This is a genomic window from Autumnicola patrickiae, assembly GCF_031846525.1.
Taxonomy (GTDB): domain Bacteria; phylum Bacteroidota; class Bacteroidia; order Flavobacteriales; family Flavobacteriaceae; genus Autumnicola; species Autumnicola patrickiae.
The window spans coordinates 19,453-31,250 of record NZ_JAVRHM010000006.1; the positions used below are offsets into that span (position 1 = coordinate 19,453).

Here is an 11,798-nt window from a genome sequence, read left to right on the forward strand (position 1 = left end):
AATTAACTATTCTCCTGGAAAGCTTATAAATATGTATCTTTGCAAGCTAAACTCCCGGTTTACGACTATTATTGTAAAAATAGGATGAAAATAGATAAGATTTTGAACGAAATAGATGAAATTGGAGAAGCACATGCCAGTAGTAGTGCTGATACCCCGCTTCGTGATGATGCTTTTGAAATAAGCGACCTCGAGAAAATTGAACTTATAAAACAAGATGTAAATAACATCATGAACACCCTGGGGCTAGACCTTAATGATGACAGCTTAAAAGGAACTCCACAAAGGGTGGCAAAAATGTTTGTAAATGAAATCTTTTCCGGTCTTGACCCAAAAAGAAAACCCAAAGCATCTACTTTTGATAATAAATACAAGTATGGGGAAATGCTTGTTGAAAAAAATATTACTGTTTATTCTACTTGTGAACATCACTTATTACCCATTGTTGGTAAAGCACATGTAGCATATATTTCTAAAGGCTCGGTTGTAGGTCTCTCCAAGATGAACCGTATAGTAGATTACTTCGCTAAGCGCCCACAGGTACAGGAACGTCTTACCATGCAAATTGTTCAGGAATTACAACATGTACTTGGAACCAAAGATGTTGCCTGCGTAATAGACGCAAAACATTTATGCGTTAACAGCAGGGGAATAAGGGATATCGAAAGTAGCACGGTGACTAGTGAATTTGGTGGAGCTTTTAAAGAAAAAGAGGTGAAACGGGAATTTTTGGATTACATCAAACTGGATACATCATTTTAATCAGCGTACAATTTATTAAAACAACAGGGCATTTATGGCGCTTTACCAGGAACAAAGCTTAAAGATTTATAACTCCATGACAGGAGAAAAGGAGAAATTTACTCCTATAAATGAAGGAAGTATTGGAATGTATGTTTGCGGACCAACCGTTTATAGTAACGTGCACCTGGGCAATTGCAGGACTTTTATTTCCTTTGATCTGGTTTTTAGGTATCTGAAACACCTGGGATATAAAGTTAGATACGTACGGAATATTACAGATGCAGGTCACCTCGAAAATGATGCTGAAACCGGGGAAGACAGGATAGCTAAAAAAGCCCGTCTGGAACAGATTGAGCCCATGGAGGTTGTGCAACGCTACACTATAGACTTTCATAACATCCTTGAAAAATTTAATAATCTACCTCCCAGTATTGAGCCCACAGCTACCGGCCATATAGTGGAACAGATCGAGATTATAAAAACCATTATTAAAAATGGTTTTGCTTATGAAGCCAATGGTTCGGTTTATTTTGATGTGATAAAATTTAATCAGGAAAACAACTATGGAAAACTTAGCGGAAGAGCAATTGAAGATATGATCGCCAACACCCGGGAACTAGCCGCACAAAGTGATAAGAAAAGTCCCCAGGACTTTGCGCTTTGGAAAAAAGCAGAGCCACAGCATATAATGAGATGGCCGTCACCCTGGAGTGATGGTTTTCCTGGCTGGCACCTGGAATGTACAGTGATGAGCACAAAATATCTTGGAGAAGAGTTTGATATCCACGGCGGCGGAATGGATTTAAAATTTCCTCATCACGAATGTGAAATTGCCCAGGGAGAAGCGGCAACAGGAAAAAGTCCCGTAAATTACTGGATGCACGCCAATATGCTCACCTTAAATGGCAAGAAAATGGCGAAAAGTACAGGTAATAACATCCTTCCCGGAGATATTTTTAGCGGAGAGAATGATGTTCTGGATAAAGCTTTTTCACCCAATGTAACCCGATTTTTTATGCTTCAGGCAAACTACAGAAGCATCCTTGATTTTTCCAATGAAGCACTCTCTGCAAGCGAGAAAGGTTTTAACAGATTAATGGAGGCTTATCATTCTATCGACAGCCTACCGGTGAGTAATGCTTCCTCTTTTTCTATTTCAGAATGGAGACAGTCCTGTTACGATGCCATGAATGATGATTTTAACAGCCCTATAGCGATTGCCAAATTATTTGATGCTGTCAGGAATATCAATAACATAAAAGAAGGAGCATCCACTATTACTTCTGAAGATAAAGAAGTCTTAAAGAAAACAATGTCCGACTTTATGTTTGATGTACTTGGACTTAAAGATGCGCTGGAGGAGAAAAATGACTCGACAGATAAACTTTCAAGCACTATTGGTTTGCTGATTCAGCTAAGAGCTGAAGCCAGAGCAAATAAAGATTTTGCCACTAGTGATAAAATCAGGGATCAATTACAGGAAATGGGAATTCAACTAAAAGATGGTAAAGAAGGCACTACTTTTTCCTTAAACTAAAACTTGTGGAGAAGTGGCTTGCATATCCTTTCATACTTTTGGTGAAATTCTACCAGAAATTCATCTCGCCCCTTACCCCTGCAACTTGTCGCTATACCCCCACCTGCTCACAATATACGCTCACCGCATTAACCAGGTTTGGAGTTTTTAAAGGAGGATGGCTCGGATTAAAAAGGATTTTTAGCTGCCATCCCTGGGGAGGTTCCGGGTATGATCCTGTACCATCAAAATCTGCAGATAAATGATATGGCAGAAACATTCAAATATGTATATTTACTTCCTTAACGAATAAATTCCCTTCATGTTAATTAACGCCATACAATGGAATCCTTCAGAGGGCCTGGATTTAGGTATCCTTACACTTCATTATTACAGTTTGATGTTTTTGATTGCCTTTGGTTTGGGCTGGTATATCATGAAAAGCATATTCGTTAGAGAAAACATTGAGATTGAAAAATTAGATTCCCTATTTATTTATACTGTTCTAGCAACTTTAATAGGTGCCAGACTGGGGCATGTTATTTTTTATGACTGGGATTATTTTCAATACCACCTGTTAGAAATATTTCTTCCGGTAAAATTTGAACCAGAATTTCAGTTTACCGGTTTCAGGGGCCTTGCAAGCCATGGAGCAGCACTGGGGATAATTACAGCCATGTTTCTTTACAAGAAAAGGATCCTGGACAGACCGGTTTTATGGATTTTGGACAGAATTGTTATTCCGGTAGCCTGTGGAGGTATTTTTGTGAGAATAGGAAATTTTATGAATTCTGAAATTGTTGGGAAACCTACAAATTCTGATTATGGGGTTATTTTTCTGAATCTAAGAGAAACTTTTCCGCGTCACCCGGCACAATTATATGAAGCGGTGTGTTATTTGGCAATTTTCGGCTTTTTGTGGTACCTCTACTGGAAAACAGAAAAACGTTTTAAAGTCGGTTACATTTTTGGAGCTTTTCTTGTACTCTTGTGGACGGTTAGATTCTTTATCGAATTCCTAAAGGAGCCGCAAGTAGAAGAACGTGCGGTATGGTTACTTAATACCGGGCAATGGCTTAGTATCCCATTTATCCTGGCCGGATTCTACTTCATGTTCAGGCCTTCTAAAAAGCGCATGCTATGACCATCAAACGCATTCTTCTAATTCCTGTTTTCTTCGGAATTTTAATTACTGCATGTAAGAACGATTCAGAAGAAAATGACAATATTGAAACAGAACCTATTGTCTTTACCAAAGAAGCAGAATTATACCTGCTAAAAGCCGAAGGTGATACGGTACAAAAATTAGATATTGAAATTGCAGATAATGACTATGAAAGGGAAACCGGATTGATGTACCGGGAGAGCATGGAGGAAAACCAGGGAATGTTATTTGTTTACAATACGGAAACCCCTCGCAGCTTTTATATGAAAAATACTTATATTCCCCTAGATCTCATTTTTTACGACAGAGACAGCACTGCTGTAAGTTTCCAGGAAAATGCAGAACCTTTAAATGAAGATAATCTACCTTCAGGAGAAGCCACTCAGTACATATTAGAAATAAATGCCGGACTTGTGGAAAAATGGAACATTGAAGCCGGCGATAAATTTTCTGTAGTAAAAGCAAGCGAATAACACTTTTTTTACATCTGAATTTTTGTATTTGCCTGAAAATGCCAATTTTCGCCTTACAGAATACAGGGTCAGCAAAAGCAAGAAATAATTAGCACCTTCTGAATCACTTCGGAATAAACTATTAAAGTACTGCCTGAAAAGGGCAATTAGCGGCCTTAAATTTATTCCAGATCAGCAAGAGTATAAAGCAAATTCAGCTTCAGAATATTTAAATTATACTTTAAAAGTCCTGCTTGAAAAATGGCAATTTTCGGCCTTAGAATCCTTCAGGTTCAGCAAAAACTACAAGCGAAGCTCACCTTCAGATGAAATTCCTGCTAATCCTTAAAATTCAATGCCTGAAAACGGCAATTATAGGCCTTAGATTTGTTCGAATCAGCAAAAACTAGAAAGCGTAGATCAACTTTAGAATATATTCTTTGCAATCTCAAAAGTCAACGCCTGGAAATGGCTATTATCGGCCTTAGAACCATTCAGAATTGGCTAAAAATAGAAGTGAACATCTATAGTAACATGAAACTTACTGTCTCAAAATGACAAATATAGATAGTGACTTACAAGTCACATAAAAAAAAGGCTCTCCAAATGGAAAGCCTTTTTAGAATAATTACGTTTTGCAGAAATTAAGCTGTGGTAGTAGTTGTACCTGCTTTCTCTGGTTCTTCTTCATTCTTCTTTTTCTTCTCTATTTTGGATTTATCACTTACACTATCAAACATGATAGGTGTGGCAATAAAAATGGAGGAATAGGTACCTACAATAACCCCAACAATAAGCGCAAACATAAATCCTCTAATGCTTTCTCCCCCAAAGATAAAGATTGCAAGCAATACAATTAAAGTTGTAAGCGAGGTGTTTAATGTACGGCTCAAAGTACTGTTAAGTGCGCTGTTAATGGTCTTACCCAATGGCCAGCTGGTATGCTCATTTACAAATTCCCTGATCCTGTCGAAAACTACCACGGTATCGTTCAGCGAGTAACCTATTACCGTAAGGATTGCAGCAATAAAAGCCTGGTTAATTTCCATACTAAAAGGCATCACTTTATAAAGTAGTGAGAAAATACCCAAAACAATAAGAACATCATGGAATACTGCGGCTACCGCACCAAGACTAAATTGCCATTTTCTAAATCTTAATAAAATATATAGGAAAACTACAATAAGAGAACCTAAAACGGCCCAGAAAGAGGCATTTTTAATATCATCTGCTATAGTAGGCCCAACCTTCATAGACTGCATTATTCCCAGAGACCTGCCTCCTGAACCGGCGGTAAACTCGTCAAAAGTTAAATCTGCAGGAAGATAATTTTGTAAAGCATCATATAAATTCTGCTGAATTTCTTCATCTACCTGAGCACCTTCATCTTCTACACGATAATTTGTGGTGATCTTAAGTTGGTTGTTTGGTCCAAAAGTTTTTGCTTCAGCACTTCCGAAGACAGCAACTAGATCCTGTTCCACTGCAGTAGGATTAACATCCTGATCGAACCTAACAGTGTATGTCCTACCCCCCACAAAATCTACACCCTGATTAAGTCCCTGTACAAATAAGGAGCCAACACTGATGATAACAAAAATAGCTGAAGCTATGTAAGCCATTTTCCTTTTGCCAAGGAAGTCGATGTTCATATTAGTGAACAATTTCTTAGTGGCTCCAGTGGAGAACTGTAATGACTTTCCGTTTTTACCGTATCCGTCAATAAATAGGCGGGTAATAAAAATCGCAGTAAAAAGAGAAGTCGCTATACCTATTAGTAAGGTCGTGGCAAAACCTTTAATTGGACCTGTACCTAAGATTAAAAGTATAAATCCAGTTAAACCTGTTGTAATGTTAGCATCAAGAATAGAAGAAAGCGCATTACTGAATCCGTCTCTAATGGCATCCACCTGAGACTTACCTTTTGCGAGTTCTTCTTTGATCCTCTCGAAGATAAGAACGTTGGCATCCACAGATATACCTATTGTTAAGACAATACCTGCAATACCTGGAAGGGTAAGAACCGCACCCAAACCAGCAAGAATTCCAAAAATGAATAAAATGTTCACTACAAGGGCAACATCGGCGAATAAACCAGCTTTACCATAATAGAAAACCATCCATAAAAGCACAAAAATAAGTGCAATTCCAAAAGATAACACTCCACTGTTTATAGCTTCCTGTCCTAAAGACGGACCAACTATTTCACTTTGGATAATTTCTGCTGATGCAGGAAGTTTACCGGCACGTAAAACGTTTGCTAAATCCTGACCTTCAGTAATTGAAAAATCTCCTGAAATTTCACTTCTACCTCCCGAAATAGGACCTGTAGAAACACCTGGCGCAGAATAAACAATATTGTCAAGTACAATTGCTATATTACTTTGTTGATTTGAAGCCTGACCGGTCATTTCTTCCCAAATCTTAGCTCCTGTACCGTCCATTTGCATAGAAACAGCCACATTTCCTAACTGACCGTATGTTTGCTGTGCATCGGTAATTACACTACCACTTAATGGTGGCTCCATATTTCGGTTACCCTTTAAAGCGTACAATCCAACAGTACCTGTTTCTTCGTCTGGAACACCCCAAACGAATTTTGCATATCGTTGCTCAGCAGGCAGTAAAGAACGTACCCTGGACCTGCTCAAATAATCATTAACCTGTGCCGTATCAGCAACTGAAAAAGTCGCAATAACAGGACTCCCCTGGAATCCAGGTGATCTAATAAGTTCGAATAAAGGATTATTTCCTGTAGCTACTTCTGTAGTATCCTCAGCATCTGCAAGAAGTTCGCTGATGTCCTCATCCTCTGTAGTAGTTGTGGTATCTGCAGTGGTAGTAGTTTCAGGAACATCTTGTTCACTTTCCACGATGTCTGCTAATACTGTATTTGCTTCAAAAAGGAAATTTCCTAGTTCAGTATTTTTATATACGTGCCAGAATTCTAATTGGGCAGTACTTTGTAACAGGTTTTTAACCCTGTTTACATCCTTAGCTCCAGGTAATTCTACAAGGATCCTTCCGGAATTTCCAAGTCTCTGGATATTTGGCTGAGTAACGCCAAATTTATCGATACGTTTACGCAACACCTCAAATGCTGATGTAATAGACTCATCAACCCTAAGTCTGATAATCTCCTCAACCTCATCATTAGACATATCAGGATTAATGTCGTCGCTAAGTGCTCTGTTAAAGAAAACATCAGGAGAAGCTAAACGTGCATCTGGAATACTATTGAATTCTTCAAAGAATAAATCTATATAATCATCCTGGCTATCTGCCTGAGCTGCATCGGCGCGGCTTATTGCCTGATTAAATGAAGGGTCATTTGTATTATTAGCAAGACCGCTAAGAATATCTTTTACCGAAATTTGAAGAATAACATTAATTCCACCTTTAAGGTCAAGACCCTTATTTAATTCTTTTTCTTTTGCACTATTATAGGTAATCCCTGCAATAACTTCTTCATTCCCAATAGAATCAAGGTAACTCTGTTCCTCAACATCCCTTAACTCAGAGTAATTCTCTACTCCCTCACCAACTCTTCGTTCTGCATACTCCTCAGCATCGTTTTCAACTTTATTACTTATAAAGGTAAACGACAACTGGTAAAGACATACCAGCCCAAATAAAATTGCAAAAACTTTAATAAGCCCTTTGTTCTGCATTATTCCTTAAATTATAATTAAATAGGTCAATTTTAAAAACGGACAAATATAGGGTTTCAAAAATGAAATCCCAATCTTTTTTTTTTGAATATTTTAACTTTTAAACACAGAAAAGGCCACTGATTTAGTGGCCTTTTCGCTTAAAAATTTTGTTGAATTTATCTTAGAACTCCAGTAGACTGTTAGTCTTCTTCACTCCTTCTGCGCTTTCTTTCATTTTGTTCTTTTCCGCTTCATCAAGTTCTATTTCTACAATTTCCTCAAGACCATCTTTACCAAGAATTGCAGGAACACCAATACAAAGATCATTAAGTCCATACTCCCCTTCAAGTAAAGCAGAACAAGGGAACATTTTCTTTTGATCACAAGCTATTGCCTGTACCAAACCAGATACTGCTGCTCCGGGAGCATACCACGCACTCGTTCCAAGTAGCTTTGTAAGGGTTGCACCTCCTACTTTTGTATCTTCAGAAACCTGGTTCAGCCTTTCTTCAGATAAAAATTTTGTCACCGGCACACTATTCCTGGTAGCCAATCTTGTAAGTGGCACCATTCCGGTATCACTATGGCCACCTATTACCATTCCATCCACATCAGACGGTGGGCATTCTAAAGCTTCACTAATTCTATATTTAAATCTCGCACTATCTAAAGCTCCTCCCATCCCAATGATTCGATTTTTTGGAAGTTTAGTGGTTTTATGTACAAGATATGTCATGGTATCCATTGGGTTACTAACAACAATAAGGATTACGTCTGGAGAATGTTCAATTAGCTTTGAAGAAACCTCTTTAACGATTCCTGCATTTATACCAATTAATTCTTCTCTGGTCATTCCAGGTTTACGCGGAATACCACTGGTTATAACAGCAACGTCGCTACCCGCCGTTTTGGAATAATCGTTTGTACTCCCAGTAAGTTTGGTATCAAAACCATTTAAGGTAGCAGTTTGCATAAGGTCCATCGCTTTCCCTTCAGCAACTCCTTCTTTGATATCCAGTAAAACAACTTCTGAAGCAAAATTCTTAATTGCAACATACTCCGCACAGCTGGCACCAACCGCACCTGCTCCTACTATAGTAACTTTCATTCTTTAATATTTATTCGGTTTATAATTGAGACTAAAATACGAAATATGTTAATGATTTTATAATAACAAATGGTTAAAGTCCGCCGCTCTAAATTCTAAAATGAAGTCCCACATTAAGATTAAAAAATCTCCCGGCTGTCGCCATTGTACTGACTTTAAAGTCATCAAAGTAAACATTGAAACCAATATCTCCTTTAAATTGTGCTTCAGAATCTCCTAAGTCCTCCAAAGCCTCATTAATCGTACTCAAACCAAAATTGCTTCCCTGCATCATGTAAGAAAAATTAGAGCTTGCAACTCCAAGAGCTCCGAAAATTTCAAAATTCCCATAACGTTTTGAACCTAATGCTTCTGCTACCCATACATTTGCATCTACGTCTATAGCATTTAGTTGTGCAAATTCTGCAAGATCAACAGGTTCAAAAGCATAAGCTACATCAAAAATACTGTACGCAGCAAAAGCAGCAAATTGAAAGTCATCGGGCCGGTTAAATCTTAAATACTGACTAAAATTGTGCTTGATTCCCACACCATATGTACTTACCTCCACATCATTAACTTTTAATTGAGGCACTGCCCGTACCGCAACTTCAGTTTCAAAAGGAAGACCCACAGTTACCTGGGCAAATGGATGTGCTACGATACTTTGGTTTACCCCCTCAATCGCCTGGAAGGGAGGAATTTCCTGACCGAGTACTTCTCCTTCAAAATAAACTTCAGAAGAAGAACCAAAAGCCGTAGGAATAATTGCACTATTCCCTCCACCCTGGATATTAAGTGCGCTTAAGTTACTTATTTTAAAGGTTTTCCTGCTTTCAGGAACTATTAAAGCGTTGGCATGCAAAGAAACTTCAAATTTCCAGGCACCCAAAGACTGTGCAGAAGAAAACCATCCTCCATTGGCCTGATAGGCAATACTGTTAGCTGCCGGCTGGGCAAAACCCTCGGCTATCCTCCTCAAATCATTAACTACAGGAATGTCAGTGGAACTTTGAGCCGAGACAGAAGTACCGCACAATATTGCGGTAAGGCAGAAAATATAATATATTTTTTTCATAAGTGAATTCAGGTTTTAATTGGGGTGTAAAAATAATAAAATAATAATGTAAGGTTTAACAAAAAAAAACAGGTCTGCAAATTTGCGGACCTGTTTATCATATATTTAAGACAGTCAGTCTCTATGCGTCAATATTAGCATACTTAGCATTTTTTTCTATAAATTCCCTTCTGGGAGGTACTTCATCACCCATAAGCATTGAGAAAACCCTATCTGCTTCACCACTATTATCAATATTCACCTGCCTCAATTTTCTACGCTCAGGATCCATTGTTGTATCCCAAAGTTGCTCAGCATTCATCTCCCCAAGACCTTTATACCTTTGGATTTGAACACCTCCGCTATAGCTTTCAGCAATTTCATCGCGCTCCTTCTCAGACCACGCATAGCGCTTTTTAGAAGCTTTTTTCACCAAATAAAGAGGTGGGGTTGCAATGTAAATATGTCCACCTTCAATTAACTCCTTCATATATCTATAGAAGAAGGTTAAAATAAGTGTTTCAATATGGCTACCATCCACATCGGCATCACACATAATAACAACTTTATGATACCTTAGTTTTGACAAATTCAAGGCTTTACTATCTTCTTCTGTTCCGATAGTAACACCAAGGGCAGTATAAATATTTTTAATTTCTTCGTTATCAAAAACCCGATGGGTCATTGCTTTTTCCACATTAAGAATTTTACCCCTTAACGGAAGAATAGCCTGAAATTTCCTGTCCCGACCTTGTTTTGCCGTACCACCTGCAGAATCTCCCTCAACAAGAAAAACCTCACATTGTGCAGGATCCTGTTCAGAACAATCTGATAATTTCCCGGGCAACCCCCCAATACTCATCGCGGTTTTTCGCTGCACCATTTCCCGTGCCTTCTTGGCTGCATTCCTGGCCTGCGCTGCAAGAATTACCTTCTGAACAATTGTTTTTGCATCATTGGGATTTTCTTCCAGATAAATATCCAACATTTCTGACACCGCCTGAGAAACAGCTGATGTCACCTCACGGTTACCTAATTTCGTTTTCGTCTGACCCTCAAACTGAGGCTCCCCAACTTTGACCGAAATAATTGCCGTTAATCCTTCCCGAAAATCATCCCCGGTAATTTCAAACTTCAGTTTATCAAGCAATCCTGAAGCATCTGCGTATTTCTTTAGAGTGGTTGTTAAACCTCTTCGGAATCCAGAAAGGTGAGTTCCACCTTCATGGGTATTAATATTGTTTACGTAAGAATGGAGATTTTCATTAAAAGAAGTATTGTAGATCATAGCTACCTCTACAGGAATGTCGTTCTTCTCCCCTTCCATGGAAATTACGTCCCCGATAATAGGCTCACGGTTACCGTCTAAAAACTTTATGAATTCCTTTAAGCCTTCTTCAGAATGAAAAGTTTCGGAAACAAAATTTCCCTCTTTATCTTTTTGTCTCTTATCTGTAAGGCTTATAGTAAGTCCTTTATTCAGAAAAGATAACTCACGCATTCTACTGGAGAGCGTGTCGTAACTATATTCTACTGTTTGCTGAAAGATACTAGGATCTGGCTTAAAAGTGACCATAGTACCAGATAATTCTGTTTCTCCTACAGGTTTTACAGGATAAAGCGGTTTCCCCAGTTCATATTCCTGCTCCCATATTTGACCATCACGATAGACAGTAGCCTTAAGACTGGAAGAAAGCGCATTCACACAGCTAACCCCCACCCCGTGCAAACCTCCGGAAACCTTATAAGAATCTTTATCGAATTTCCCTCCGGCACCAATTTTGGTCATTACAACCTCAAGAGCAGAAACACCTTCTTTTTTATGAAGGTCGATTGGAATACCTCTACCGTTATCTTCTGTGGTTACAGAACCATCTTCATTTATAGTAACTTTTATTGTATCGCAATGGCCTGCCATCGCTTCGTCAATAGAGTTGTCTACTACTTCATAAACCAAATGATGCAGACCTCTTATCCCGGTATCTCCAATATACATAGAAGGCCGCATACGAACATGCTCCATCCCCTCGAGGGCCTGTATACTGTCTGCCGAGTAAAGTTTTTTCTTGGCTTCTTCGCTCATGTATTGTGTAAATTAAATTCGTGTATTTTTGGTAACGAACA

The 11,798-nt window shown here is 38.5% G+C and carries 9 protein-coding genes; 5 read left to right on the forward strand and 4 right to left on the reverse strand.

Features of this window, described 5'->3' with window-relative positions:
* Positions 1-84 precede the first annotated feature (84 nt).
* From folE to RM549_RS06670, 5 genes are read left to right on the forward strand one after another with little or no spacing between them, the layout of a single operon-like run.
* Positions 85-762, forward strand: coding sequence for a GTP cyclohydrolase I FolE (gene folE, locus RM549_RS06650; RefSeq protein ID WP_311683024.1), 678 nt, complete (start codon positions 85-87; stop codon positions 760-762).
* Between the two features lie 34 nt (positions 763-796).
* Positions 797-2,281 carry a cysteine--tRNA ligase gene (gene cysS / locus RM549_RS06655; protein WP_311683026.1) on the forward strand — a complete coding sequence of 495 codons (1,485 nt, stop codon included), beginning with the start codon at positions 797-799 and terminating at the stop codon, positions 2,279-2,281.
* A gap of 5 nt (positions 2,282-2,286) precedes the next feature.
* A complete protein-coding gene (gene yidD / locus RM549_RS06660; protein ID WP_311683028.1) occupies positions 2,287-2,526 on the forward strand; it encodes a membrane protein insertion efficiency factor YidD in 240 nt (79 codons plus the stop codon).
* 56 nt (positions 2,527-2,582) lie between these two features.
* Positions 2,583-3,404, forward strand: coding sequence for a prolipoprotein diacylglyceryl transferase (gene lgt / locus RM549_RS06665; RefSeq protein WP_311683030.1), 822 nt, complete (start codon positions 2,583-2,585; stop codon positions 3,402-3,404).
* A complete protein-coding gene (locus tag RM549_RS06670; RefSeq protein ID WP_311683032.1) occupies positions 3,401-3,898 on the forward strand; it encodes a DUF192 domain-containing protein in 498 nt (165 codons plus the stop codon). Before lgt ends, RM549_RS06670 begins: the two co-directional genes overlap by 4 nt.
* A 623-nt stretch (positions 3,899-4,521) precedes the next feature.
* Here the strand turns inward: RM549_RS06670 and secDF are convergent.
* From secDF to gyrB, 4 genes are all read right to left on the reverse strand, one after another.
* Complete coding sequence (secDF, locus tag RM549_RS06675; RefSeq protein WP_311683034.1) at positions 4,522-7,548, reverse strand: protein translocase subunit SecDF; 3,027 nt, start codon at positions 7,546-7,548, stop codon at positions 4,522-4,524.
* A 163-nt stretch (positions 7,549-7,711) separates the two neighbouring features.
* Entirely contained in the window at positions 7,712-8,638 is a 927-nt protein-coding gene (gene mdh / locus RM549_RS06680) for a malate dehydrogenase (RefSeq protein ID WP_311683036.1), read from the reverse strand.
* Between the two features lie 88 nt (positions 8,639-8,726).
* The gene (locus RM549_RS06685; protein ID WP_311683038.1) at positions 8,727-9,695 is read right to left on the reverse strand and encodes a DUF6588 family protein; all 969 of its coding nucleotides are present in this window, start codon (positions 9,693-9,695) and stop codon (positions 8,727-8,729) included.
* Between the two features lie 121 nt (positions 9,696-9,816).
* On the reverse strand, positions 9,817-11,757 hold the full coding sequence (gene gyrB / locus RM549_RS06690; RefSeq protein ID WP_311683039.1) for a DNA topoisomerase (ATP-hydrolyzing) subunit B: 1,941 nt from the start codon (positions 11,755-11,757) through the stop codon (positions 9,817-9,819).
* Positions 11,758-11,798 lie beyond the last annotated feature (41 nt).

Bases quoted from the DNA above. Each gene is read 5' to 3' on its own strand.
- RM549_RS06685 (WP_311683038.1), bottom strand. From the start codon at position 9,695: ATGAAAAAAATATATTATATTTTCTGCCTTACCGCAATATTGTGCGGT.
- RM549_RS06670 (WP_311683032.1), top strand. From the start codon at position 3,401: ATGACCATCAAACGCATTCTTCTAATTCCTGTTTTCTTCGGAATTTTA.
- folE (WP_311683024.1), top strand. From the start codon at position 85: ATGAAAATAGATAAGATTTTGAACGAAATAGATGAAATTGGAGAAGCA.
- cysS (WP_311683026.1), top strand. From the start codon at position 797: ATGGCGCTTTACCAGGAACAAAGCTTAAAGATTTATAACTCCATGACA.
- lgt (WP_311683030.1), top strand. From the start codon at position 2,583: ATGTTAATTAACGCCATACAATGGAATCCTTCAGAGGGCCTGGATTTA.
- gyrB (WP_311683039.1), bottom strand. From the start codon at position 11,757: ATGAGCGAAGAAGCCAAGAAAAAACTTTACTCGGCAGACAGTATACAG.
- mdh (WP_311683036.1), bottom strand. From the start codon at position 8,638: ATGAAAGTTACTATAGTAGGAGCAGGTGCGGTTGGTGCCAGCTGTGCG.
- secDF (WP_311683034.1), bottom strand. From the start codon at position 7,548: ATGCAGAACAAAGGGCTTATTAAAGTTTTTGCAATTTTATTTGGGCTG.